Origin of the sequence: Paenarthrobacter nitroguajacolicus (assembly GCF_007786235.1) — a bacterium.
GTDB classification, from domain to species: domain Bacteria; phylum Actinomycetota; class Actinomycetes; order Actinomycetales; family Micrococcaceae; genus Arthrobacter; species Arthrobacter nitroguajacolicus_A.
Window position 1 is genome coordinate 1 of record NZ_VNFK01000023.1, and the last position, 25,826, is coordinate 25,826.

Sequence of the window (25,826 nt, forward strand, 5' to 3'; positions counted from 1 at the left end):
AAGTCGTTCCAGCTCCAGATGAAGGAGAAGATCGAGGTGGAGATCAGGGCCGGTTTCATCAGCGGGAGCATGATGGACCCAAAGATCCGGGCGTGTCCGGCGCCGTCGATGCGGGCTGCTTCGTCGAGTTCGGCCGGGAGGCCGCGCATGAACTGGACCATGAGGAAGACGAAGAATGCGTCCGCGGCGAGGAACTTGCCGATCAGCAGCGGCACGTAAGTGTCCACCAGGCCGAGCTGCTGGAACACGATGTACTGCGGGATGATCACCACATGGAAGGGCAACAGCAAGGTGGCGATCATCATGCCGAAGAACAGTCCGCGGCCCGGGAAGTTGATCCGGGCGAAGGCGTAGGCGGAGATCGACGCTGAGAGCACGGTGCCGACGACGGCGCCGACGGCCAGGATCAACGAGTTGGTGAAGAACGTCAGCGTGGAGACCCCGCCGATGCCTTCCATGGCCGTGGCGAAGTTGTCGAAGCTGAAGTTGGCCGACCACAACGCGTTGTTCGCGCCGCCGATCTCGGAGTTCGGCTTGAACGCTGCGGAGATCATCCATAGGGCCGGGTAGAGGACCATCGCCACCAGTGCCAGGGCAATGATGTGGAAGATGGTGCTCTTGATCCGCTTGGCCGTGACGGATTCGGACTTCGGGTTGTAGACCGGCGCCGGTGTTGTGGGCGGGGTTTGGGTGGGGGTTGACATGGTTGTCACTTTGCATCACCGCTGTAGTGGACCCAGGACTTGGAGGTCTTGAAGAAGATCAGCGTGATGATGCCGACCACGATCACCAGGAGCCAGGCCATCGCCGAGGCGTAGCCCATCCGGAAATCGGAGAAACCGCGCAAGTACAGGTAGAGGGTGTAGAAGAGGGTGGATCCTGCCGGGCCGCCTTCACCGTTGGAAATGATGTAGGCCGAGGCGAAGATCTGGAACGCGTGGATGGTTTCCATCAGCAGGTTGAAGAAGATCACCGGGGAAAGCATGGGCCAGGTGATGTTCAGGAACTTCCGGACCGGGCCGGCACCGTCCATCGACGCCGCCTCATACAGGTCGGCCGGGATTTGCTTCAGGCCGGCCAGGAAGATCACCATCGGGGCGCCGAACTGCCAGACCGTCAGCAGGATCATCATGCCCATGGTCATGTTCGGGTTGCCCACCCAACCGCCAAGGTTGATCCCGAAGAAGGACAAGCCCTGGTCCACTGGGCCGGAATCGCCGAACATGGCTTTCCACACGATCGCGATGGACACCGACGCGCCGATCAGGGAGGGGGCGTAGAACGCGGACCGGTAGAAACCCTGGCCCTTGCGTTTGCTGTTGAGCAGCATCGCGATCGCCAACGCCGCCGCGAGCTTCAGCGGGGTTCCGAAGATCACGTAGTTCATGGTCACGCCCACCGACTGCAGGAATCGTTCGTCCTGGAACAAGGTGACGTAGTTATCGAAGCCGATCCACTTGGGGGCGTCGAAGAGGTTGTAGTTGGTGAAGGAGAGGTACAGCGAGGAAATCATCGGGCCCACGGTCAGGGCGATGAATCCCAGCAGCCAGGGCAACAGGAACGTGTAGCCGGCGCGGGCGTCCGCCCCACGCCGGCGCGATTTACGCGGCGGCGTGGGAGCGGAAGCGGAGCGCCTGCTCAGGGTTGGGCTTTGAGTCACGAGATCAGTCCGTCAGTTGGGGAAGCCAGGTTCAGACACAGAGGGTCTGGATCAGGCGTTCTGCTTGATGAGGTCTTCGGCTTCCTTGAACCACGCATCCGCTGCGCCGTCCACGGTGAGCTTGCCGTAGTTCAGGTCCTGGGTGACCCGCTTGAACGTGGACTCGAGGGTGCCAAAACCGACGATGGGCGGCTCGGGAGCGTCCTTCAGATACTTTTCAATGGACTTCTCGTAATCGACCACGAGTTTGTCGGTGCCTTCGAAGGTGGTACCGTCGCGCTGGGTCTTCGACGCCGGTACACCGCGGGAGGTCTTGAAGATCTGACCCACCTCGGGATCGTTGACCATGAAGTCGATGAAGCGTGCAGCGGCGTCCTTGTACTTGGTCTTCGCGCTGGCCACCATCAACATGGACGGCTTGAGGAACAGGCCCAGGTTGTCCGGATCATCCGAAGGGACCGGCACCAGCTTGAGTTCCTTGGCGCCGCTGTCCGCGAGGTAGCCGGCCATGAAGTTGTCCCAGGTAACTTCCGTGGCAGTGACGTTGGAGCCGAACGGGGACTTGGGAAGCAACTGGGTTGCCTTGTCTTCGCCCACAATCGCACCGGTGCCGCGGAGGTCCGCAGTGAGGTTCCACCACTTCTTCAGGTCGTCCTTGGAGAACCCAAGCTTGCCGTCCTCGGTGAAGGCCTGGATGTTGTTCTGCCGCAGCCAGATGTTGAAGTTCCACCAGATACCGGTGTAGTCGGTGCCGCCGAACAGGGTGCCGTTGCCCTTGGCGCCAACCTCGGCCAGGAATGCGTTGAATTCCTTGTAGTTCCAACTTCCATCCGGCTCCGCGATCCCCAGGGAGGCGAGCTTGGCGGGATCGTAGTACACCGCAAAAGCATTGGTGCTGGTGGGGATGCCGTAGGTCTTGCCCCGGATCTGGCCCGAGGGAAGAAGGGACTTCTCGAAGGCGTCGGTGTTGATCTTGACGGTGCCCAGGTCCAGGAGCTGGTTCCGCTGACCGTAGTCGCGCAAGTAGGACAGGTCCCACTGCATGACGTCCGGCAGGCCACCGCCGGCGGCTTCCGTGGCGCGCTTCTGCCAGTACCCCGCGAAGTCGGAGAAGTTGCCGTTGACCTTGATGTCCGGGTTCTTGGACTCAAAGAGGGCAATGGCCTTACGCGTGCGCTCGGCACGGTCGTCATTGCCCCACCAGGTGTAGGTGATGGTGACAGGGTTGTCAGCGGAACCGGTCTGCCCGCTGGAAGAGGACTGCCCGCACGCGGAGAGGAACGCGGCAGATGCAGTGCCGAGAGCCACCGTGGTGAGGAATTTCCTTCTATCGATCATGAGAGCCTCCTTGCTCAGTTGGTGCAAGCTTCCGAGTTCTCTACAACGTGGCAGTGATCTCGCTTACACTCGTTCTGAATCGATACAATATCCCTAATCGAGAGTCTGGGCAAGCGTTTTCCGAAGAATGCGTTTTCACAGATACGCTGCACTCATACCTGAGCTCCACCCACACCAGCCCGGTCCGCCCGACGAAGGAGTCCCCTTGTCCTCCCCTGAAATCCCACGCACCCCGTCCGTCTGGAACAGCCTTAAAGGCCTCGCTTATGGCGGGGACTACAACCCGGAACAGTGGCCCGAAGAGATCCGGCGCGAAGACATCGAACTCATGAAGGAAGCCGGCGTCAACTTCCTCAGTGTCGGCATCTTCTCCTGGGGCCTCCTGGAACCCACCGAAGGACACTACGATTTCGGCTGGTTGGACGACGTCATGGACAACCTCCACGGAGCCGGAATCAAAGTTGCCCTCGCCACCGCCACCGCATCACCGCCGGCCTGGCTGGCGCGCAAGTCCCCGGAAATCCTGCCGGTAACGGCGGAAGGAACCAGGCTGGAACGGGGCTCGCGACGCCACTACACGCCGTCGTCGTCTGTTTACCGCCGGTACGCGACAGCCATGACGCGCGTCATCGCCGAACGCTACAAGGGTCATCCTGCGCTGGCTCTCTGGCACGTGGACAACGAACTTGGCTGCCACGTAGGCGAGTTCTACGGCGAAGAAGACACCACCGCTTTCCGCGCGTGGCTGGAACGCCGCTATGGTTCCATCGAGGCACTCAACGAGGCCTGGGGCACCGCATTCTGGTCCCAGCATTACGCCTCCTTCGAAGAGATCATCCCGCCGGGCGCTGCTCCCACCACGCTCAACCCGGGGCAGCAGCTGGACTTTGCGCGGTTCAATTCCTGGGCGTTCATGGACTACTACCGCCAGTTGCTGGCCGTGATCCGCGAGGTCACCCCGGACATTCCGGCAACCACCAACTTCATGGTCTCCAGCGCCACTAAGACCCTGGACTACTTCGACTGGGCCAAGGATATGGACGTCATTGCCAACGACCACTACCTTGTGGCGGCAGACCCTGAGCGCGAAATCGAGCTCGCGTTCAGCGCCGACCTGACTCGAGGGGTGGCCGGCGGCGATCCGTGGATCCTCATGGAGCACTCGACCTCGGCGGTGAATTGGCAGCCGCACAACCAGCCCAAGATGCCCGGCGAAATGATCCGAAACTCGCTCACGCACGTGGCCCGCGGCGCCGACGCCGTCATGTTCTTCCAGTGGCGGCAAAGCAAGGCCGGCTCCGAGAAGTTCCACTCGGCCATGGTCCCCCACGGTGGCCGCGACACCCAGGTATGGCGGAACGTGGTGGACCTCGGTAACGCGTTGTCCAAACTGGAACCGATCAAGGGCTCGCGCGTCGAATCGCGGGTGGCGATCCTGTTCGACTACGAAGCGTGGTGGGCTTCGGAACTTGATTCACACCCGAACAACTCGCTGCGATACCTCGATACGATGCGCGCCTTCCACCGCGCCCTGTACCTGCGTGGGATCACTGCTGACTTCGTGCACCCCTCCGCCGACCTCTCCGGATACGACCTCATCTTGGTCTGCACCCTCTACGCCGTGACAGACGCTGCGGCTGCTTCCATAGCCGCCGCTGCCGAGGGTGGAGCCACGGTACTCATCAGCTACTTCAGCGGCATCGTCGACGAACGGGACCACGTCCGGCTCGGCGGCTACCCCGGTGCTTTCCGCGGACTGCTGGGGGTCAGCAGCGAAGAGTTCCATCCACTGTTCCCCGGCACCGCAGTGACGTTGAGCGACGGAACGGTTGGCTCCGTGTGGAGCGAGCACGTTTCGGCAGGGACCGCCACCGAAGTCCTGGCAACCTTCACCGACTACCCCCTGGACGGTGTCCCGGCATTGACCCGACGCACGGTTGGAACCGGTTCGGCCTGGTACCTCGCCACGCTCCCGGACGCCGCCGGCGTCGATGCACTGACCGCACGACTGGTGGAAGAAGCGCGGGTGGCGGCCGTGACCGAGGCGGCTGCCGGCGTCGAGCTCACACGCAGGCGGGCCGATGACGGCCGCACCTTCCTCTTCGCCATCAACCACGGCAGGGAGGACGCCACGGTAAAGGCCGACGGCGACGATCTGCTGAGCGGCTCGCGCTTCAGTGGCGTGATACCCGCTGGAGCCGTGGCCGTCATCGCGGAGGACTGACCCAACTGACTGGCAGTAGTGGTTGTTCCCAGCGCTGGGAACAACCACTACTGCCAGCTACTTGAGGGCCCCAAACTAAAAACCGCGCCCCGGGCGGATCACGAATGATCGCCCGGGGCGCGGTTCCCGTTGCGTAGAAGCTAGCTGATGGCGGACTTCATTTCGTCCACGGCTTTCTTCCCGGCTTCTTCGGCCGAGAGCCTGTTGAACATGACCTCGGACGTGTAGCGCTTGATGATTTCCTGGATGGCACCAGCCCCCTTCGGCGGAGCAGCCGGTGCTTCACCGAGCTCTTCCTTGATGGCACCGATGAAGTCGACTACCTTGACGTCCGCCTTGGCGAGCTTCGGGGCGATTGCGTCGCGGACCTCGGAGTTCGGGTAGACACCACGGTCGGCCAGCAGGATTTCTCCGGCCTTGACGTTGTTGGTCAGGAAGTCGATGAACTTGGCCGTTTCTTCAGGGTGCTTGGTCCGCGATGATGCCGACCAGAACTGCGAGGCCTTGTACCAGAGACCGGCGTCCTCAGCCTTGCCCGTCTTGGACGGGAAACGGAGGATCTGCAGTTCGCCGCCGGCGGCCTTCTCGAGCGCCGGAAGCTGGTTGGACCACCAGAACGCCATGCCGTTCTTGCCGGTCGCCAAGCCACTCTGATCCAGAGGTGCCGCTTCCGCCTCAACAATCTCCGAAGCCGTCGGTACTGCCTTGTTCTCGCTCATTTGCTTCAGGAATTCCCAGTAACCCTTGATGTCCGAGGGCTCGAAGCCGAGCTTGCCATCCTGGGTGTAAAGCGACTTGCCGTTCTGGCGCAGCCACACTCCGAGGGAGGCTTCATCCGTTCCATACGCGGCAGCGCCATAGGTTCCCTTGGGAGACTTGGCCGTGACCTCGGCTGCAATGCGCTCAAAGTCTTCCCAGGTCCAGGTCTTGTCATCCGGAAGCGCGACGCCCGCAGCCTGGAAGACCGCCGGGTTGGCGAGGATGGTGGCGGCATTGATACCGGCAGCGATACCCGTCAGGCCTTTCTCGCCCTTGCCGGCATTCAGTGCCGCTTCATCCAGCTTGGACGTGTCGACGTCGTACTTGGACAGGTCCAGGAGGGCACCGCGGGTGGAATACTCGGTGATGTATTTTTCGTCCATCTGGATGATGTCCGGGGCATCGTTGGCTGCAACCTGGGTTGCCAGCTTGTCCCAGTAACCGGACCAGTCTCCGTACTCGGCCTTGATCTTGATGTTCGGGTTCTCAGCCTCGAACGCTGCGATGGCCTCCTGCGTCAACTGCGCACGCTTGTCGCCACCCCACCAGGAGAATCGAAGCTCCACCTTGCCGTCGGCGCTCTTCTGCTCCGCTCCCCCACCACAGGCGGTCAGGGCCAGGACTGCCGCAGCCGTGGCTGCGATGAGGGCGGATGCACGAAGCCTGCGCTTGGGCTGCTTGGCTTTGGGTTCCGAGGTGTCGCGTCCCGAAGCGCCTGCTGGGGCGACTGCTTCACCCTTTGGAAATACCGGCACTGTTGTCTCCGATCTTCTTTGATCTTGTTGCGAATGAGAAAACGCTTTCTCGCTTACTTTATGATACAAGTCACAATCTTGTATGACAAGACTGCTACTTGTATTAGCAGTGTGCTCAGGGGCTCCGGACAGGGCACCGCAGTCCCCGTCCGGAGCCCATCGCACACTTCGAGGCTCGCGGATTAGTCGGCAATAGCCGATCAAAGCCGCAGGGGCCCTACTGGGAAGTGTCCTTAATGCCTATTTGATGCCGGTGGTTGCGATGCCTTTAATCAGGAAGCGCTGTCCGAAGAGGAACACCAAGAACACGGGGAAGAGCGACACGATGGACATCGCGAAGAGTGATCCCCAGCTGGTGGCCGATTGGGAGTCAACGAACGCCCGCAGCGCCACGGGCACAGTGAACATGTCCGGGTCCGTCAGGTAAATGAGGGCTCCGAAGAAGTCGTTCCAGGTCCAGATGAAGGTGAAGATGGTGGTGGTGGCCAGGGCCGGGACCATCAGGGGCAGGATGACGCGGAGGAAGATCCTGGGATGGCCGGCCCCGTCAATACGTGCAGCCTCGTCGAGGTCCTTCGGGATTCCGCGGATGAACTGGACCATGAGGAACACGAAGAACGCGTCCGTGGCCAGGAGCTTGGGCACGATCAGCGGCCAGAAAGTGTTCACCCAGCCGATCTGCGAGAACAGGATGTACTGGGGCACGATGACCACGTGGAAGGGCAGCATGATGGTCAGCAGCATGATGCCGAAGAAGAGCTTCTTGCCGCTGAACTGCAGGCGGGCGAAGGCATACGCGGCCATGGAGCAGGAGATCAGGTTACCGACGATCGAGCCTAGGACCACGATGGCGGAGTTGATCATGTAGTGGCCGAATGGATGCGTGAGCGCCGACCAGCCATCGGTGTAGTTGCTCATTTCCAGGCTGTCCAGCCAGAGGCCGGGCTCACGGAAGATGAGGTCGTTCGGGCGCAGGGAGGAAACCACCATCCACAAGAGCGGGTAGATCATCACGCCGCCCACAAGGATGAGGATGGCGTGCTTGATCAGGCCCTTGATGCGGGCACTGCGGCTGAAGGCCAAGTTTCCCGGGGATTCACGGCGGCGCGGGCTTTTGGCCGTCTTGTCGGCGGAGTCACCAGCGGCGGGGAGGGTCTGAAGTTTAGTCATCGTAGAACACCCAATACTTTGAAGCGATGAAGTTGATGGCAGTGAAGACACCGATGATGACCAGCAGGAACCAGGCCATCGCTGAGGCGTAACCCATATCAAATTGGCCGAAGCCCTTTTGGTACAGGTACAGGGTGAAGAACATGGTGGAGTCGGATGGGCCGCCGTTACCGCCGGAGACGATGAACGCTTGGGTGAACGACTGGAACGAACCGATGATCTGCAGCACCAGGTTGAAGAAGATGATGGGGCTCAGCATAGGGAGCGTGATCCGCCAGAACTGCTGAATCGTGGTGGCCCCATCCACCTTTGCGGCCTCGTAGTACATGTTGGGGATCTGGCGAAGACCGGCCAGGAAGATGATCATGGGGCTGCCGAAGGTCCAGACGTGCAGCAGGATGATGGAGCCAAGAGCGGTATTGGGGTCCGAGATCCACCCGGGGCCCTCGATGCCAATCATTGCCAGGACCTGGTTCACCAGGCCAGTCGTGCCGAAGATCTGCTTCCACAGGATGGCAACGGCAACGGAGCCGCCCAGCAGCGACGGCAAGTAGAAGATGGAGCGGTAGAAAGGAAGGCCGCGAAGACCCTTATCCAGGACCAGCGCAATCAACAGGGCAACGGCCAGCTGGAGCGGAACACCCACCAGCACGTACGTGAACGTGACGCGCAGCGAGTTGTGGAGACGGGCATCACCGAACATGCGGACAAAGTTGTCCAGGCCCACCCATTCCGGCGGCTGCAGGAGGTTGTAGTCCGTGAAGGAAAGATACAGGGACATCAGCATGGGTCCCACGGTGATGACCACCAGGCCGACAAGCCAGGGCAGGAGGAAGATGTAAGCGGCCTTGTTGTCGCGGCCGTTAGCCTTCTTCTCTTCCTTTGTCATGGGGCCCTTGCGCCGGGTCATCGTAGAGAGTTCGCCAATAGCGCTCATTGCTTCCCCCCTGCCTGACCGCGGACGCCCTGCGGCGCCCCCGTGTATTCATATGCGGCCATGTGGTCTCCTTTGGTCATCGTGGCCATCCACGGACTACGAATGTGTTGATGCTTGCCGTCCGGGACGCCGCCGTTCGTCCGGCGCTACCCCTGCGAAGTACCAGGATTCGGGTCCCGGCGTTCAGCGGCTCCGTACCAAAGTAAACGTTTTCTTGACCCATGTACAGCCTTTTGCTAATTTTTGAGAAAGCGTTTTCTTCGGAAGGCGCCCACATCGATTTCCCACGCTGAAGAAGCCCGGCGTGCGCTACAGCACACCCTCCCGCATCGATAAGGCAGGACACTATTGTTTCCCACCTACAACACCTGCCATGACCGGGGCTGACGTGGCAGACTCGCCCTCCCGGCCCAGCGCGCTGGGCAATTACGAAGACTGGCCCGCCTACATGGGGCGACGCCATATAGCCGCCTCCGCTGATGCCCAGCAGCTGGCTGACACACTTGGGGTTCCCGCCGTAACAACAGAACTTCCGTACACCGTCCACGTGGAAACAGAACACGACGGCGTCATCACCTCTCGGCTCTCCTGGCAGTTGGGCTTTGGGCCCAGAACCACCGCGTGGTTCGTCCGGCCAGCCAACGCTGCGGGTCCGCTTCCCGGTTTGCTGGCCTTGCACTGCCACGGCGGCATCAAGGTCCACGGCGCGGATCGGCTCGTGTCCCTTCCTTCCGGAACGGATGACGACGGCGGCGCCTCCTCGAGCGAATTGCCCGGTAATCTGCCCCTTGAGTTACAGCCCCTCGAGGTCCGGGCGAAGCTGTACGGCGGCCGGGCCCTCGCAACGTGGTTGGCGCAACAGGGTTTCGCTGTCCTGGCCCACGACACTTTCATGTGGGGCAGCCGCCGCTTCGGCCTCGATCCCCTGCCGTGGCGGACAGCCGGCGCCGTCAACGGCCAGCGGGCACTCTGGCGGGAGGCCGGCGTCGAACCTTCCGCAGCGGAACAGTACAACGCAGCGGCTGCCGCCCACGAGGAAACCGTGGCGAAAGCCGCGACTCTCCTCGGCAGCAGTGTGGCCGGGACGGTTGCGCATGACGATCTCGCAGCGCTGGGGATCCTCGCCACGCTTCCCGGCGTGGACCCGGATCGGCTCGGTTGTCTCGGGTTCTCGGGCGGGGGTGGACGGGCCTTGGTGCTCGCTGCCCTGAGCCCCCTGATCCGCGGCTATGTGGTGACGTGCATGATGACCACGTTCGCCTCGCTGCTGCCGGCCTACCTGGACGCGCACTCGTGGTTGCTGCATTCCCCCGGCCTCGCGAGGCTTGGGGATTGGCCCGACCTCGCCGCACGGTCCCAGGCCCAGGCAATGATCCAGTACGCCTTGGACGACCAGCTCTTCCCGGAACAGGGAATGCGCGACGCCGATGCGTACCTGTCCAAGCGCTTGCCGCCCGAACGATACACCGGCAGCTTCTGGCAGGAGCCACATGTTTTCACGCCGGCCATGCAAGAGGAAGCGGCAGCGTTCCTCGCCTCTGCCCTGGAGCCCCGGCCCCGCACCAATTCACCCGCCCCTGACCTCGCTAGGACAGATTCATGACTCAAACCTCAACCGCCATCGCCATGGAGGTCACCCCCCGGCTTCCCCGCATTGCGTTGGTAGGGGTGCATGGCTTCGGCGAACGCCACCTGGATAACCTGCATCGGCTGTCTGCCTCCGGTGCCCTTGAACTCGTGGCCGTTGCCGATCCCCTGCCTCCCGCCGACGGAGCACTCGGCCCCGGAGTGAAGGTTTACGCTTCCCTCGACGAGCTCCTGGCGGCTGGGACCGCACCGGACGTCGTCATCGTTTCGACGCCCATCCAAACCCACGCACCCTTGGCCCTCGCGGCTCTCCAAGCCGGCGCCAACGTGTACCTCGAAAAACCGCCGGTAGCGTCCATGGCGCAATACGAAGAAGTGATGGCAGCCGCGGCGAGCGCCGGCCGCCTGGTGCAGGTGGGGTTCCAGAGCTTGGGATCAGAGGCCCTGCCCGCGATCGAAGCCTTGGTGGCATCCGGTGAAATCGGCGAGGTCCGGGGCATCAGTGCCACAGGCTTGTGGCTTCGGACCACGGCGTACTACAAGCGATCTCGATGGGCCGGAAAGCGCAGCCTGAACGGGACCGACGTGGTGGACGGCGTAGCCACCAACGCACTGGCGCACGCCGTGGCCACCGGGCTGCGCCTGGCAGGTGCCAGGACCGTGGCTGACGTGCAGTCCGTGGACACCGACCTTTACAGGGCCAACGAAACAGAGAGTGACGACACCTCGGTAGTGCGGGTGCGTACCACTGACGGCACCGTCCTGACATGCGCGCTAACGCTCTGCGCACCTGTGCAGTCCCCGCCGTCGGTCACCGTCTACGGCACGCTCGGCCAGCTCACCCTCTCCTATACGGAAGATCGCGTGGAGATCACCACGCCGGAGGGTGTCCGCAGCGAGACGTTCGGCCGTACGGACCTGCTGGAGAACCTGTTGGATGCAGGCAACGAGGCGGATCTGCTCAGCCCGCTCAGCGGCGCCGGAGCGTACGCGTCGGTGCTTGAAGCCATCCGCACGGCGCACCCACCCCAGCCGATCCACGCTGACTGGGTGACGTGGGAAGGCGAAGACGGCGACGCCCACCCCGTAGTCCACGGCATCGAATCCCTGATCCGACGGGCAGCGCTGGGCCAGGCCACGTTTGCGGAGCTGGGGGCGCCATGGACTATGTCCGGCGGGCCTACCCTCCAGATCAACGGAACCCCTGTCGCCACCCTCCAGGACGGGTCCCTCATCCGGGCAACATCGTCCCCGCGCCCGTACCTCCACCCCGTGCGCACCTTGGCCGGAACTGTGGTGACCGACCACGTCCCGGAGGACCACGTGTGGCACCTCGGAGCAGGCGTGGCCCTCCAGGACGTGGACGGCATCAACTTCTGGGGCGGACGGACCTACACGCGCGAGGCCGGGGGCTATGTTTGGCGCAAGGACCATGGACACATCGTCACCGACTCCGCGGAACACGGTGATGGGCGACGCCATGAGCAGCTGAGCTGGATCGGGCCCGACGGATCACCTGTGCTCCGCGAGCAACGCGAGTGGCGCTGGGCCGCCGTCGGGAATTCCGCGTGGAAACTGACCCTGGACTTCACGCTGGAGTCCGCCACCGGCCGTGCCGTGCCCTTGGGCAGTCCCGGTTCCAACGGGCGGCGGCAGGGCGGTTACGGCGGCTTCTTTTGGCGCTTGCCGAAGGTTGGCGATGCCACCATCTGGACCCCGGAGGCACGGGGCGAGGATGCAGTGCACGGCAGCGTCGCGCCATGGCTGGCGTGGTCGGGAACGTTCGACGCCGGAGCGTCCGGCGCGGCGCATGCCACGGGCGATCCCGGGCTGGGACACCCGGCCACACTCGTCTTCCTCGCCTCGCCGCAGGCCCCGGATCCTTGGTTCGTGCGGCATTCGGGCTATCCCGGAGTCGGATTATCCCTGGCGTGGGATACGGCGGTGGCCGCCGAACCCGGACGCCCTGTCCACCGGACCGTCACCGTGATCATTGCGGACGGCTTCCTGGCAACACAAGACATTGAACAGCTCATCACTACTCTGGGGGAATCGGCATGACCACACCCACTCAAACCACGTCCGCGTCCCTCACGGCTCCCGGTAACGTAGCCGACCGCGCAGTGAAGCGCCGGCGCGTGCTGGATATCCTGGACGCTGCCGGCCGCGACTCGCTCCTGCTCACGTCCAACACCGCGCTCACCTGGTACCTGGACGGCAGCCGCGTCCACATCAGCCTGGCCGGCGATCCCATCGCCGCCCTTCTGGTGGACCGTTCCGGCGACCACCTTGTCACGTTCAACAACGAGGCCGGGCGGATCGCTGCCGAAGAATTGCCGGAAGGCGTCAGCCTGGACACCGTGCCGTGGCATGGCCAGCTGCATGCTGCGGCGGCGGGTCTTGCGGTCGACGGTGACCCCTTGGTGGAAGCCGCCGTCGCCACGGAGCTGCGGGCGGCCCGCCAGCAACTCCTGCCTGCCGAGGCTGCACGGTATGCCTCACTTTCCGCCGACGCAGCCACAGCCATGACGGATGTCCTCACGGCTGCGACCCCGGAGACCACGGAGTTCCAGCTGGTTTCCGAGCTGGCCGCCCGCATTGTGTCTGGGGGCGCCGAGCCACTGGTCCTCCTCTGCAACGGTGCTGGCCGGAGCGACTTCCGGCATCCGCTGGCTACCCACTCCCCCCTCGGCCGCCGTGCCATGGCCGTGGTGTGCGCCCGACGGAACGGCTTGGTTGCGAACGTCACCCGTTGGGTAGCCTTCGACGCCGGAACTGCCCAAGAGCTCGACGCCGAGGCCCGCATCGCAGCAGTGGAGGCCGACATCTTCCGGGCCACGCTACCGGGAGCACGGCTCGACGAGGTGTTCACCGAGATCAAGGCAGCCTACGCCCGCCACGGATTCGGCGACGATCAGTGGACGCTCCACCACCAGGGTGGCCCCGCTGGTTACGCAGGCCGCGACCCCCGGGTCACCGCCGAGGTCACGGACACGATCGTCCTCAACCAGCCCTTCACGTGGAACCCGTCCGGGCCCGGCGTGAAGATCGAGGACACCGTGCTGCTCACGGATTCCGGCCTGCGCATCCTGACCGTAGACGAGCGGTGGCCGACCACCGAGGTGGACGGCCGCCGTCGTCCGCTGACACTGCGCCCCTGACACTGCGCCCCTGACACTGCGCCCGTAACTCCTGCGGCCACACGAAAGGGGCGGGGTCACCGTGCTGGTGACCCCGCCCCTTTCGTGTTGGTTGCGTTAGCCGAGCGTCAGGACCCCGTCCACGCGCCGCGGGATGCCCAGCGGGTTGGCGTCGTGCAGGGCCGGGTGCAGGACGGTCTCGGGTGCGTCCTGGTAGGCCACCGGGCGCTGGAAGCGGCGTACCGCGGTTGCTCCCACGGACGTGAACAGCGACGTGGTGGCCGGGTAGGGACCACCGTGCTGCTGGGCCCAGTTCACGGCAACCCCTGTGGGCCAGCCGTCGAACAGTACCCTGCCGGCCAAGGTGCTGAGCTGTTCCACCAGCGCGGAGACGTCCTCGCCGGGCTGTGCGTGCACCGTGCCCGTCAGGCTGCCCGGGACCTTGGCGAGCGCCGCCGACAGTTCTTCCTGGTTGGCGTATTCGATCAGCAGCGTGGTGGGGCCGAAGCACTCTTCCAGCAGCTCCTCCGGGCGTTCCAGCACATTGGCGGCGCTGGTGGAGAACACCACGGGTGCGGCACCGTCGGCCAGGCTGTCCTGCTCCACCGTGCCGGCCACGACGGCGACACCGGGCTGGTCTGCGACGTTACGCAGGCCGTCCGGATAGGCTTCCGCGATGCGCTCGGTGAGCATGGCGGCCGTGGGCTTGTCCTTGCTCGCCTCGGCGAGGTGCGACGCGAAGTCCGTTCCCGCCGGAATGAAGACGAGCCCGGGCTTGGTGCAGAACTGTCCGGCTCCCATCGTGAACGAGCCCGCGAGGCCTGCTGCGAGCTGCTGTCCACGCTCGGCCAGGGCGTCTGCCGTGATGACCACGGGGTTCAAGCTGCCCAGCTCACCGTAGAAGGGGATCGGCTCCGGGCGGGACGAAGCGAGATCGAACAGTGCGCGGCCACCGGGGATGGAGCCGGTGAAGCCGACTGCCTTGATGGCCGGGTCCTGGACGAGTGCCGTGCCGGCCTCGCGTCCGCTGACCAAGGCAAAGATTCCGTCCGGGGCTCCGGCCTTCGCCAAGGCCTCAGCGACGATCTCGGCGGTCCGCTCGGACAAACGGAGGTGACCGGAGTGCGCTTTGACAATCACCGGGCAGCCAACAGCCAAAGCAGACGCGGTGTCGCCGCCCGCTACGGAGAAGGCGAACGGGAAGTTCGACGCCGAGAACACAGCCACGGGGCCGATCGGACGCAGAATGCGGCGCAGGTCCGGCTTGGGCGGAGTGGCCGCAGGGTCAGCGTGGTCAATGACGGCCTCCAGGTAGGAGCCTTCAGTGATGACGTTGGCGAACAGCCGCAGCTGCCCGCTGGTCCTCGCCACCTCACCCGTCAGCCGGACGGTGCCGAGGCTCGTTTCGGAGTCTGCGATCGCTACCAGCTCGGTGACGTTCGCGTCCAAAGCGTCGGCGACGGCGGTCAGCCAGGCCGCGCGTTCGGCGTCGGACGCTGCTGCGGTCACCTTCGCAGCTTCAGTGGCGGCCGCCGTGATGGCTGTCAGGTCAAGAGTTGCTGTACTCAATGCGGTTTCCTTTGTTCTCAATAGCGGACACCTGCGGATGTGATGGTTCCCCAGTGAACTCGAAGCCGATTCCGGGAAGACCTGCAGAGCTGAGCCTGCTGTTGCCGATGCGTACCGGCGAAGGTCCTGCCAGGATGCCAAGTTGCGCGAACGAGGCATCTTCCACGTCCTCCACGCTTACGGCTTCGGCCAGGGTGAGCGCCAACTGCCCGGAGAGCTCCGGTAGCAGGTGAGGGGCCACCCTGATGCTGTTGGCGCGGGCCAGTTCAACAATCCTGCGGAACGGCGTAATGCCGCCCACCCGGACGATGTTGGGCTGGATGATGTCCACGGCTTCCGCTTCGATGAAGTCGCGGAAGCGGTAGATGGTGTGGACGTTCTCACCCAGGGCAATGGGCACCGGCGAGTGCTTGCGCAAGCGGCGGTAAGCCCAGAGGTCGTCGGCGCGAATCGGTTCTTCCAGCCACTCCAGTCCGTACTCCCCCAAAACATCCAAGGCACGGAACGTGTGGGCGAGGTCCCAACGCTGGTTGGCGTCGATCATGAGCAGCCGGTCAGGGCCGATCACCTGGCGCACGGCGGCAACGCGCTCGGCGTCTTCCCTGAGCTCGGGCTTACCCACCTTGATCTTCACCGCGTTGTGTCCCGCGGCAACCCATCGCTGGGCTTGCTCCACGAGTTGCTCCAAGGAGTAGTGCAGGTTCACGCCGGAACCGTACACTTCCACGGACTCCTGGCGTTGGCCCAGGAGCCCCGTGACGGAGGTGCCTGCCTGGCGCGCGTTCAGGTCCCAGAGCGCCAAGTCAACACCGGCCATCGCGATGGTGGTGAGACCTCCCCCGCCGGCCTCATGCAGCCGCTTCCACAGTTGGTCCCACACCATCTCCGGGTTCGCTTCCAAGCCCAGGATGTACGGAGCGATGTCGTGGTCCAGGAGGGCCTTCACCGCCTGGGGACCGATGGTGGGAGTCCACGAGAAGCCGTGGCCCTTGCCGCCGTCGTCCGTTGTCAGCTCGGTGACGATCACATGGTTCTCCGGCGCCTCCGCACCCCAGCTGCGCAGCAGCGGCACCGTGATCAGCCGGGTGGTGAGGCCCGTAATGCGGGCGGGCATCAGCTACCGGCCAGCTCGTGGCCCTTGGCCAGGATGGCTTTGAGCTCCAGCAGTTGTTCCTCGCTGGGGTCAACCAATGGCGGGCGGACCGGACCAACGGGCAACCCCGCGAGCCTCAGGCCGGCCTTGATAAGGGAAACGCCAAAGCCAGGGGTCTGGTCGCGCAGGCGGACCAGCGGCGCATAGAAACCCTCGAGCAGCGCGTGACGGCGTTCTTCGTCGCCGGAGATGTAGGCGTCGTAGTAGGCCTTGGCGATTTCGGGAGCCATGGCGAACGCTGCCGAGGAGTAGAGGGGGATACCTAGGCCCCGATAGGCGCCCTGGGTCAGTTCGGCGGTGAGGAGGCCATTGAAGAGCGCAAAGTCCGTGCGCCCGCTCGCGTTGATGGCAGACACGATTTCCTGGGCCAACCCCACGTCTCCGATGCCGTCTTTGAAGCCAACGACCTTCGGGTTGGCGGTGAGGCGGGTGATCGCTTCGGCGGTGAACTTGGCGGTGCCGCGGTGGTAGACGATCACGGGCAGGCTGCTCGCCGCAGCGATGGCCTCAACGTAGGCCACCACACCGTCTGTTGGGCCGGTGACCAGGTAGGGCGGGAGCACCAGGAGGGCGTCGGCGCCGGCTTCCTCAGCCACCTTGGCCGCGGCGATGGCGTGTCCCAGCGGGCCACCGGCACCGGAGACCACGGGAACGGCTCCCGCGACAGCCTCGACGGCGGCGGTCACCACGGTGCGGATCTCGTCGATGGACAGGGCATGGAATTCGCCGGTGCCACAGGCGGGGAAGACCCCGCCTGGACCGAACGGAAGCCGGGACGTGATGTGCTCCTTGAGCAGGGGTACGTCCACCGAGCCGTCTTCGGCGAAGGGAGTGACGGGGAAGAACAGTACGCCGTCGAAATTCATGGTTTCTCCTTGGTTGCTCCCGCCGGGACCAGGCCGGCGTGGTTCTCGTCGTTGAGTGCTGCTGGATCGGATGCTGCCGTGTCGGGGCCTTCGTAGGGCGGGGTGAGCTCGATGCGCCAGGTGCGCTTCGGCTCCCAGCCCAGAAGGTCGCGGGCTTTGTCGATGGAGAACGCCGGGCTGGTGCCGGTCAAGTGTTCGGTCAGGGGGCCGCTGCCCGGCAGGAAGCGTGGGAACAATTCCGCCAAGGGCGCTGTAGCCAGGGCATCCTTGGCGCCCACGAAGAACACCTCACCGTTGGGGATGGTGTCCATTTTGTCCAGGAGCACGTCCAGGAAGTCGGCGACATCGCGGGCATCCACGTAGTTGAACTGGGCTGGCGCAGAGAGGGCGGGGTCATCCAGGCGTTCGCGGACTGTGTGTCCTTGCTGCGTCAGCGCGCCTTCCCATTCTTCAGGGGAAATCACGTAACACGGACGGAAAGCCGCGTACCGGATTTTGTCCCCCTGCGCCGCAGCGAACATCTGCACAGTCTGCTCGGCAATCAGTTTGGACAGCGCATAGGCGTTCCACGGCTTGGGCGGCGTCCGCTCGTCAAGGGGGAACGACGGCGGCAGCCACCCGGCCGGTGAGCCGTAGCCCAGGGCAGTGGGACTGCTTGCCGTCACGATCTTGGGCACACCGGAGTCGGTGGCCGCGCTGACTACCGCGAAGGCGAGCCGGGTATTCGTGCTGAAAATGACGTCCTCAGGTGCGCTGAAAGGTACGGCAATAGCAGCGAGGTGGATGACGGCGTCGGGCGCTGTTTCCCGGATGAGGCGCTCTGCCTCACCCGGTGCCAGAAGGTCTGCAGTGTATTGCTCGGCGCCAGCGGGCAGCTGCTCCGCCGGGAGGGCGTCCCGGTCGACGGAAATCACCTTGTGGCCTGCTTCGGCGAGACCGGCCACAACGCTGCGGCCGAGCCTGCCGGAACCACCGGTGACGAAAATCCTGCTCATGGTCTTTTCCTTGCGTGGGTAGTGAGCCGGTCAGGACTGGCCGCGGCTGAGATCGGCGCCGAGGCCAAGTTCGCTGATGCGGACGGGAAGATCAGTGTCCAGGGACTGGTTGCCGGCGATGCCCACGGATACTGAGCGGAGTCCGTCGATGTAGCCGGACGGGCGGCCCAGCGGGTCGACGCCGGGGCCGTTGAACAGGTCCGAAAGCAGCAGGTTGTCGCCGCCACCGTGGCCACCTTCGCCGTTGATGATGGGGACTTCGTAGGCAGCTTCCCAATGGCGCTGGACCACCAGGCGTTCGCCGTTGCGGCGCACGGCGTCCTCTTCCTCGATGGGCGTCGCGCTCGGGTCAACCACGGTCTTCTTGTCGGTGCTGGACTCGACGGCGGCGCGCTCCACCACTTCGAGTTCCGCCCGGCCTTCAGTGCCGTTGACGGTGACGCAGTAGCCTTCCCAGGGGCTGTGGGCGTTCAGCGAGTAGCTCAGGGTGGGTCCGCCCTGGTAGTCCACCACAAGGGCAAGGTTGTCCTCGATGGTGATGCCCTCGGTGAAGACATCCTGGTCGCGGATGTAGCCGTCAAACTTTTCGTTGTCGTAGTACAGCGCCTTCAAGCGCTCGTCCTCGCGCATGTCCAAGCGGAACGGATCATGCTCAAGGCCGTCAACGGTGCCACGCTCAGGACGTGCGCCCAACCCTCGCTCGGCAGCGTTCTTGTCGCCATAGAAGCGCAGGCCGCCTGAGGCGAAAACGCGTTCCGGAACATCGTTGATCCACCAGTTGACGAGGTCGAAGTGGTGCGAAGCCTTGTGGATGAGCAAGCCACCGGAATTCTTCTTTTCGCGGTGCCAGCGACGGAAGTAGTCAGCACCATGCACCGTGTCCAGCACCCAGCTGAAGTCAATGGACGTGACCTTGCCGATCACTCCGTTTTGGATGACTTCCTTGAGCGCGCTGTTGCGCGGCGAGTAGCGGTAGTTGAACGTGACCACAACATTGCGGCCCGTCTTTGCGACCGCCTCGGTGATGCGGCGGCAGCCCTCAACATCGATGGTTAGCGGCTTTTCAACCACGACGTCGGCACCCGCCTCGAGCGCCTCGACGATGTAGTCCGCGTGGGTGTAGTCGGGCGTCGTGACGATGACGCGTTCGATGTCATTGGCCTGGATGAAGCTGGTGAGCTCGCCTGGCTCGAAGGAAGCCACCGGCTCTGTTCCGCCGAGTTCCTTGATGAGCTCCTGGTAGAAGTCCACCCGGCCCTGGTTGACGTCCGAGAGGGCAATGAGTTCGGCGACATCCGCGTGCTGTCCGTAGATGGCCCGGATGTACATCTCCGAGCGTCCTCCGGTGCCGATCAGGGCAATGCGGGTGCGCTGGTGTCCTTCTTTCTGGGCTGCCGTATCTGCTGACGCGGTCTGGGTCTCGGCTGAGTCTACGTTGACCATGTTGACCATGGGGTATGCCCCTTTCAAAAGGCAGGAGTGAACCGCTTGACGGCCCGGCTTCATGTGGAAGAATCATGAGAAAGCGTTTTCTCAGAGCGTTATAAGCTTTGTATCAAGACTCTGGTGGTCACGTCAACCATTGCTCCAACGACGGAGCATGCGGAGGGCGACCAATGGGAAGGGGCCACATGGCACGCAGGAACACCAACAGGCGCGTTGGCATTGCCGACGTCGCGGAGAAGGCTGGCGTCTCGCACGCCACCGTGTCCCGCGTCATGAACGGTAACGCCGCCGTGGACCCGGGAATCGCCGCGCGGGTCCGGGCCGCTGCGGTGGAACTGAAGTACCAACCGAACCCCGTAGGCAGAAGCCTGGCGCTTGGCAAGACCGACACCATCGGCATCGTGGTCCCGGACCTGGCCAACCCCACGTTCCAGGCCATCCTCCGCGGGCTCAGCATCGCAGCGGCCCAGGACGGGTACCGGGTCCTTATTGCGGACTCCTCCGAAGTCACCAGCGAGGAAGCGATCCTGGCCGGCGAAGCTCGTCGTCGCTGTGACGGCGTGGTTCTCTGCGCTCCCCGCATGGCAGACGCCGAACTCGAGGAGCTGGCGCCCACCCTGCACCCCCTGGTGCTCATCAACCGCACCACGATTGCCACCAACACCCCGAGCCTGAGCGTCGACTATGGGCAAGGCATCCAGGAGCTGGCGCAGCACCTGGTCTCCCTTGGTCACCGCCGCCTGGTCTTCCTGTCCGGTCCCGAGCACAGCGCGTCCAACCGCCAACGGTTGGTGGGCCTGGACCAATTCCGGGCGGAGCATCCGGAGATCGAACTGGAGCTGCTCCACGGCGGGTCCAACTTCGACTCCGGCCACGAATCCACGGAGGCCATCATTGCCAGCGGCGCCACAGGCATTCTGGCGTTCAACGACCTCGTGGCCATGGGCCTGCTCAGCGGCCTGCATGAGCGCGGAATCCGTGTGCCGGAGGACATTTCCGTGACTGGCTTCGACGACATTCCGTTTGCTAAATACACCACGCCGCCGCTCACTACAGCAGCCGTGCCCATCAATGAACTCGGTAGCCTGGCATGGCGCAGGATGCGGGAGCAGATTCAGCAGGCCGGCGAAGCATCGATCCAGGCCCAGGACGAGTTCTCACCGCGGGTGGAGATCCGCAAGAGCACCGCCGCCCCGGCCCTCCGGCCCGCGAGCTGACACTTGATGACAATGTTCGGCGCGGACATTGTCATCAACTGTTAGTTCGGCGGAGGGTTTGAGCCGACGCCGGCCTCCGTGTAGAAGCCTTGGATGTGGGCGGCAACAAGCTCAGCTGCTTCGGCGCCGTCGTTGCTGTTGACGGCGGCGAGTATGGCGCGGTGTTCGGCCCGAAGCCTGGTGGATGTCGCGTTCCAGTCAGGAAGGTTCCCGGTCAGCTCGCCCGCGTAGTTCTCGATCGCACCCCTCAGCGAGGCCATCATGGCACTGACCACGGTATTGCCTGCGGCTTGGGCGAGCGCCACATGGAACCGCGCGTCCAAGGCCAGGAAAGTGTCGATATCCGCGGCAGCATCCATTTGATCCAGCAATTCCGCGGCTTCCTCCAGCTCCGGAACGCCTACCTTGGCCCGCTCCGCCGCCCACGACTCCAGCAGGACGCGGGTTTCCACGATGTCGGCCACCGGGAGGTGCCGCGTTGCCACATGCAGCCGGAGGGTGGAGCCCAGCGCAGACCCCGGCTCGGCGATAACCACCGTTCCTGCATCCTTGCCCGAACCCACGCCGGCGCGGACCACCCCCATCGCCTCAAGGATCCTGACGGCTTCCCGCACGGAGGTCCGGGACACTTGGAGCTGCTCGGCCATGGCGCGTTCCCCGGGGAGCCGACCGCCCAGGGCAAGATCTCCATCAGACAGTTGCTTCTCGATCCATTGCAGGACCAACTCGTGGGTACGCATAACGGAATACTAGTTGATGTGGTCCAACCACATGGATTACAGTGTGGTTAGACCACAGTGGTAAGACCACAGAATTCAAGGGAGAACCGCATGACCGACACCCTCGATCCCAAGATCACGGCCGCACCCGCCAATGCGGGCAGCGACGAAAACGTGACCCGCCCGCCCCAGCCGCGTCCCGCCGTCGTGCAGCCTCCGGCACTGAAGCGTCGCGTCCCCAAGGTCGCGGACCTGGCACCGCTGATGCAGTTCAAGAAACCCGAGTTCAGCAAGACCGCGCGGCTCAAGCGCGCCAGCACTATCTGGGAACTGCGGGACATCGCCAAGCGCCGCACTCCGCAGGCTCCGTTCGACTACACCGACGGCGCTGCCGAAGAAGAAATCACGCTGCGCCGGGCACGGCAGGCTTTCCAGGACATCGAGTTCCGCCCGGGCATCCTGCGCGACGTGTCCCGGATCGATCTCCGCACGGACATTCTCGGCAAGGAATCACGCCTCCCCTTCGGCATCGCACCCACCGGCTTCACGCGCATGATGCAGTCCGAGGGCGAATACGCCGGCTCGCAAGCCGCTGAGGCCGCAGGCATTCCCTACACCCTGTCCACCATGGGCACCGCATCCATCGAAGACGTCGCCACCGCCGCTCCCCACGGACGCAACTGGTTCCAGCTGTACCTGTGGACGGACCGCGACCGCTCGCTCGAACTGATCGACCGCGCCGCCAAGGCCGGCAACGACACCCTCATGGTCACCGTGGACACGGCCGTTGCAGGTGCCCGCCTGCGCGACGTCCGCAACGGCATGACCATCCCGCCGGCCTTGACGCTGAAGACCGTCCTGGATGCCTCCTACCGCCCGGCCTGGTGGTTCAACTTCCTCACGCACGAACCCCTCACGTTCGCGTCGCTCTCGCGTTACACGGGGACCGTGGCGGACCTCATCAACTCCATGTTCGACCCCACCCTCACTTACGAGGACCTCGATTGGCTGCGCGAAACCTGGAAGGGCAAGCTGGTGGTCAAGGGCATCCAGACCGTGGAAGACGCCCGCAAGGTAGTGGACCACGGCGCCGACGGAATCATCCTGTCCAACCATGGCGGCCGCCAACTGGACCGTGCACCCATCCCGTTCCACCTGCTGCCGGAGGTTACCTCGGCGTTGAAGGCAGACAACAGCAAGGCAGCCGTCATGCTGGACACCGGCATTATGAGCGGTGCGGACATCGTGGCCGCGCTGGCACTGGGTGCCGACTTCGCCCTGATCGGCCGCGCCTACCTCTACGGACTGATGGCCGGCGGACGCGAGGGTGTGGACCGCACCATCCAGATCCTTGAGAAGGACATGACACGGACCATGGCACTCCTGGGCGTCAGCAAGGTCTCGGACCTCAACCCGGACCACGTACGGCTGCTGCAGCACTAAAGCACCCAAGTAAATAGCAGCAGAGGCCGTTTTGAATGCTCAAAACGGCCTCTGCTTTTGGGTTGGGGAGGGGCTAGATCAGGCCCTGCGCCAGCATGGCGTCGGCAACCTTGACGAAGCCGCCGATGTTGGCGCCCACCACGTAGTTGCCGGGCGCACCATATTCATCAGCGGTCGCCGCGCAGCGGTCGTGAATACCCACCATGATGTCGGTAAGGCGCTGTTCGGTGTGCTCGAAGGACCACGAATCGCGGCTGGCATTCTGCTGCATTTCGAGCGCCGACGTAGCGACACCACCGGCGTTGGCCGCTTTGCCCGGGCCGAACAGGATTCCGGCTTCCTGGAACACAGATACGGCGGAACGCGTGGAGGGCATGTTGGCGCCCTCGGCAACGGCGATCAGTCCGTTGCTGACCAGTTTGGCGGCAGCATCGCCATCGAGCTCGTTCTGGGTGGCACACGGCAGGGCCACGGTCCCGGTGACATCCCATACGGAACCGCCGGCAACATGGCTGGCGCCCGGCCTGCGTGCGGCGTAGTCCGTGAGGCGACCGCGCTCCACTTCCTTGATTTGGCTCAAAAGGGCGACGTCGATCCCCGCCTCGTCCACGATGTAACCGGCGGAGTCGGAACAGGCCACCACGGTGGCGCCGAGTGACTGCGCCTTGGCGATGGCGTGAATCGCGACGTTGCCCGACCCGGACACCACAACACGCTGGCCGTCGAAGGACGCACCCCGGGTCTTGAGCATTTCCTGGGCGAAGATCACCGTGCCGTAGCCTGTGGCCTCTGGGCGAACCAGGGAGCCGCCCCAGGAGATGCCCTTTCCGGTGAGGACGCCGGATTCGTAGCGGTTGGTGATGCGCTTGTACTGGCCGAAGAGGTAGCCGATTTCGCGGCCGCCCACGCCGATGTCACCAGCGGGCACGTCCGTGTATTCGCCGATGTGACGGTATAGCTCCGTCATGAAGGACTGGCAGAACCGCATGATTTCGGCGTCTGAGCGCCCGCGGGGATCGAAGTCCGAGCCGCCCTTGCCGCCGCCGATCGGCATGCCCGTGAGGGCGTTCTTGAAAATCTGCTCAAAGCCCAGGAACTTCACGATGCCCAGGTAGACGGACGGGTGGAAGCGGAGTCCGCCCTTGTACGGGCCCAGGGCGGAGTTGAACTCCACCCGGAAGCCGCGGTTTACGTGGACCCGGCCGGCATCGTCCGTCCAGGGGACCCGGAAGATGATCTGGCGCTCGGGTTCGCAGAGACGCTCGAGGACGGCCCCTTCAAGGAACTCAGGGTGGCGGTCATGGACGGGACCAAGGCTTTCGAAGACCTCAGTGACGGCCTGGTGGAATTCCTTCTCCCCCGGGTTCCGCGCCAACACGGTGTCCCGGACAGCTTCGAGCCTTGAATCCATGCGTGTTCCTATCCTCAGTGCGCCGACCCGCGGCGAGACGATTAGTCCCGCTCATGGTTGCACCACGGGACATGGGATCTCCATCCGATGGGAATGTGACCCCGGCTGCGGAGTTAACACAACTGTAGAAAATCGTTGAAAACACAAGGAAACAGGAGATTGACAAGAACTCACAATGTGAGGAAGGTCACGTTAGCTTGGCGCCCGCTACCGCTTCCGCCCGAACTTGGGAAGATTTGGCAGGTTCGGGAGGTTGGCCAGAAGGTCAGCAGCCTTGGTAGCGGCGCGGCCCACGGTGCGGCCGATCTGCTGGGGAACCGTGTCATCCGACGCCAAGTCCAACGACACCGGCGTTCCACTTGCGTGGACCTTCACTGCCTGACCAACGGCATCTGCACGGGTGGTGGCCGGGGGCTCAGGCGCCGCGACAGCAGGGGCGGCGTCCACAGCAGCAGCGGGCACCTCCGAGGAAGGCGCGACGACGGCGGGCGCCGCCGGTCCGACGTCGAACGTTTCCAACCAACTCGCGACGCCGGCGAGCGGCTTGGGATTCAGCGCATAGAAGCGCTTCTGGCCCTGCGCGCGCATGCTGACGAGATCAGCCTCGCGGAGCACCTTCAAATGCTTGGAGATCGTGGGCTGGCTTGCAGCCAGTTCTTCCACCAGTTCGCCTACTGCTTTATCCCCAGAGCGGAGGGAGACCAGGATGTCGCGCCTGGTTGCCTCAGCTATGACGGCAAATACGTCGTCAGTCACCATGCCTTACACCCTAGCGACATATACGCCGATTGGCATCCCTATTTCGTTGTGATGCAGCGGGCATTCGTTGACCCTCCCCATCGCTGGTGCTACAACAGAGTCACGGTCCGTCCGGGCCCCCAGGCCCCGGCCGCCATAGCGCGGGGTGAGTGGCTATGACTGACTTCTTTCGGCGACAGATCTTCAACATCATTGCGGCGGTGTTCCTCGCCCTATTCGTGTTGGTGTGGGCCACCGTGCTCGTGCGCGTAGGGACCTGGGTGCCCACCGGTGGGGCTGATGCGCCCGAACTGAACGGCGCCCTGGTGACCGCGGCGGGAGTGCTCGCTACTTCGCTCAGCTCGTTGACGGCGTCGGCGCTGGGTTTCACCATCGCTGAGGTCAAGAGCGAGAACCAGAAGGCGGGCGACCCCAACCCCATGGTCCGTCCCGCGGAGGTGGCCATGAAACTCTCAGGCCGGGTGATCTTCGCCATCATGGTCTACATGACCATGGGCATGCTGGTCCTGGTGGTCTGGTTGTTCAAAGGGCAAGCGTCCACGGACCTCATCGGAGCTTTCGCGTTGTCCCTGTTGGGCTGGCTCATCGGCGCCGCCGGGGTGGTCTTCCAGACGGAGAAGTCCGAGCCGTAGCCCGGGGACGTCAGTCGAACCAGGGGTCCGAGCCGTAACCCGGGGA

General features: G+C 64.1%; 21 protein-coding genes. 7 read left to right on the forward strand and 14 right to left on the reverse strand.

The window, feature by feature from the left end; translation table 11 throughout:
- The 3 genes from FQP90_RS20865 to FQP90_RS20875 form a co-directional block, all read right to left on the reverse strand.
- On the reverse strand, positions 1-713 hold a 713-nt coding region (locus tag FQP90_RS20865), incomplete at its 3' end, for a carbohydrate ABC transporter permease (protein ID WP_144652981.1).
- The gene (locus FQP90_RS20870) at positions 710-1,660 is read right to left on the reverse strand and encodes a carbohydrate ABC transporter permease (protein ID WP_144652982.1); all 951 of its coding nucleotides are present in this window, start codon (positions 1,658-1,660) and stop codon (positions 710-712) included. The genes FQP90_RS20865 and FQP90_RS20870, both read right to left, overlap by 4 nt.
- A gap of 51 nt (positions 1,661-1,711) precedes the next feature.
- Positions 1,712-2,998, reverse strand: a complete 1,287-nt coding sequence (locus tag FQP90_RS20875) for an ABC transporter substrate-binding protein (RefSeq protein WP_144652983.1) — start codon at positions 2,996-2,998, stop codon at positions 1,712-1,714.
- A gap of 205 nt (positions 2,999-3,203) precedes the next feature.
- On the opposite strand from FQP90_RS20875, the gene FQP90_RS20880 reads away from it, so the two are divergent.
- Positions 3,204-5,222, forward strand: coding sequence for a beta-galactosidase (locus FQP90_RS20880; RefSeq protein ID WP_144652984.1), 2,019 nt, complete (start codon positions 3,204-3,206; stop codon positions 5,220-5,222).
- Between the two features lie 140 nt (positions 5,223-5,362).
- Here the strand turns inward: FQP90_RS20880 and FQP90_RS20885 are convergent, their stop codons facing one another.
- The 3 genes from FQP90_RS20885 to FQP90_RS20895 form a co-directional block, all read right to left on the reverse strand.
- Complete coding sequence (locus FQP90_RS20885) at positions 5,363-6,736, reverse strand: ABC transporter substrate-binding protein (RefSeq protein ID WP_144652985.1); 1,374 nt, start codon at positions 6,734-6,736, stop codon at positions 5,363-5,365.
- A 240-nt stretch (positions 6,737-6,976) separates the two neighbouring features.
- Positions 6,977-7,906 carry a carbohydrate ABC transporter permease gene (locus FQP90_RS20890; RefSeq protein ID WP_144652986.1) on the reverse strand — a complete coding sequence of 310 codons (930 nt, stop codon included), beginning with the start codon at positions 7,904-7,906 and terminating at the stop codon, positions 6,977-6,979.
- Positions 7,899-8,843: a carbohydrate ABC transporter permease gene (locus FQP90_RS20895; RefSeq protein WP_144652987.1), complete on the reverse strand. Its 945-nt coding sequence runs from the start codon at positions 8,841-8,843 to the stop codon at positions 7,899-7,901. Before FQP90_RS20895 ends, FQP90_RS20890 begins: the two co-directional genes overlap by 8 nt.
- A 373-nt stretch (positions 8,844-9,216) precedes the next feature.
- On the opposite strand from FQP90_RS20895, the gene FQP90_RS20900 reads away from it, so the two are divergent.
- Genes FQP90_RS20900 through FQP90_RS20910 form a run of 3 tightly spaced genes read left to right on the forward strand, consistent with a single transcriptional unit; the run spans position 9,217 to position 13,591 of the window.
- Entirely contained in the window at positions 9,217-10,446 is a 1,230-nt protein-coding gene (locus FQP90_RS20900) for a dienelactone hydrolase family protein (protein WP_167510532.1), read from the forward strand.
- Entirely contained in the window at positions 10,443-12,491 is a 2,049-nt protein-coding gene (locus tag FQP90_RS20905; RefSeq protein ID WP_144652988.1) for a DUF6807 family protein, read from the forward strand. Before FQP90_RS20900 ends, FQP90_RS20905 begins: the two co-directional genes overlap by 4 nt.
- Entirely contained in the window at positions 12,488-13,591 is a 1,104-nt protein-coding gene (locus FQP90_RS20910) for a M24 family metallopeptidase (RefSeq protein WP_144652989.1), read from the forward strand. The genes FQP90_RS20905 and FQP90_RS20910 overlap by 4 nt, the downstream gene beginning before the upstream one ends.
- Before the next feature lie 96 nt (positions 13,592-13,687).
- Here the strand turns inward: FQP90_RS20910 and FQP90_RS20915 are convergent, their stop codons facing one another.
- The 5 genes from FQP90_RS20915 to FQP90_RS20935 are packed head-to-tail and all read right to left on the reverse strand — an operon-like array spanning position 13,688 to position 19,596.
- Complete coding sequence (locus tag FQP90_RS20915) at positions 13,688-15,139, reverse strand: aldehyde dehydrogenase (NADP(+)) (protein WP_144652990.1); 1,452 nt, start codon at positions 15,137-15,139, stop codon at positions 13,688-13,690.
- A complete protein-coding gene (locus FQP90_RS20920; protein WP_144652991.1) occupies positions 15,120-16,253 on the reverse strand; it encodes a mandelate racemase/muconate lactonizing enzyme family protein in 1,134 nt (377 codons plus the stop codon). Before FQP90_RS20920 ends, FQP90_RS20915 begins: the two co-directional genes overlap by 20 nt.
- Positions 16,253-17,158, reverse strand: coding sequence for a 5-dehydro-4-deoxyglucarate dehydratase (locus FQP90_RS20925; RefSeq protein ID WP_144652992.1), 906 nt, complete (start codon positions 17,156-17,158; stop codon positions 16,253-16,255). The genes FQP90_RS20920 and FQP90_RS20925 overlap by 1 nt, the downstream gene beginning before the upstream one ends.
- The gene (locus FQP90_RS20930) at positions 17,155-18,153 is read right to left on the reverse strand and encodes an NAD-dependent epimerase/dehydratase family protein (protein WP_144652993.1); all 999 of its coding nucleotides are present in this window, start codon (positions 18,151-18,153) and stop codon (positions 17,155-17,157) included. Before FQP90_RS20930 ends, FQP90_RS20925 begins: the two co-directional genes overlap by 4 nt.
- Positions 18,154-18,183: 30 nt before the next feature.
- Complete coding sequence (locus FQP90_RS20935) at positions 18,184-19,596, reverse strand: Gfo/Idh/MocA family protein (protein ID WP_144653032.1); 1,413 nt, start codon at positions 19,594-19,596, stop codon at positions 18,184-18,186.
- Positions 19,597-19,784: 188 nt separating this feature from the next.
- Between FQP90_RS20935 and FQP90_RS20940 the strand changes: the two genes are divergently transcribed.
- Positions 19,785-20,816 carry a LacI family DNA-binding transcriptional regulator gene (locus tag FQP90_RS20940; protein ID WP_144652994.1) on the forward strand — a complete coding sequence of 344 codons (1,032 nt, stop codon included), beginning with the start codon at positions 19,785-19,787 and terminating at the stop codon, positions 20,814-20,816.
- A gap of 41 nt (positions 20,817-20,857) precedes the next feature.
- On the opposite strand, the gene FQP90_RS20945 is transcribed toward FQP90_RS20940, so the two are convergent.
- On the reverse strand, positions 20,858-21,556 hold the full coding sequence (locus FQP90_RS20945) for a FadR/GntR family transcriptional regulator (RefSeq protein WP_144652995.1): 699 nt from the start codon (positions 21,554-21,556) through the stop codon (positions 20,858-20,860).
- A 90-nt stretch (positions 21,557-21,646) separates the two neighbouring features.
- Here FQP90_RS20945 and FQP90_RS20950 point away from each other — a divergent pair, with 90 nt between their 5' ends.
- Positions 21,647-22,978 carry an alpha-hydroxy acid oxidase gene (locus FQP90_RS20950; RefSeq protein ID WP_144652996.1) on the forward strand — a complete coding sequence of 444 codons (1,332 nt, stop codon included), beginning with the start codon at positions 21,647-21,649 and terminating at the stop codon, positions 22,976-22,978.
- Between the two features lie 73 nt (positions 22,979-23,051).
- On the opposite strand, the gene gdhA is transcribed toward FQP90_RS20950, so the two are convergent.
- Positions 23,052-24,389 carry an NADP-specific glutamate dehydrogenase gene (gene gdhA / locus FQP90_RS20955; RefSeq protein ID WP_144652997.1) on the reverse strand — a complete coding sequence of 446 codons (1,338 nt, stop codon included), beginning with the start codon at positions 24,387-24,389 and terminating at the stop codon, positions 23,052-23,054.
- Positions 24,390-24,596: 207 nt separating this feature from the next.
- Positions 24,597-25,148: an ArsR/SmtB family transcription factor gene (locus tag FQP90_RS20960; protein WP_144652998.1), complete on the reverse strand. Its 552-nt coding sequence runs from the start codon at positions 25,146-25,148 to the stop codon at positions 24,597-24,599.
- 155 nt (positions 25,149-25,303) lie between these two features.
- Here FQP90_RS20960 and FQP90_RS20965 point away from each other — a divergent pair, with 155 nt between their 5' ends.
- On the forward strand, positions 25,304-25,780 hold the full coding sequence (locus FQP90_RS20965) for a hypothetical protein (protein ID WP_144652999.1): 477 nt from the start codon (positions 25,304-25,306) through the stop codon (positions 25,778-25,780).
- Positions 25,781-25,826 lie beyond the last annotated feature (46 nt).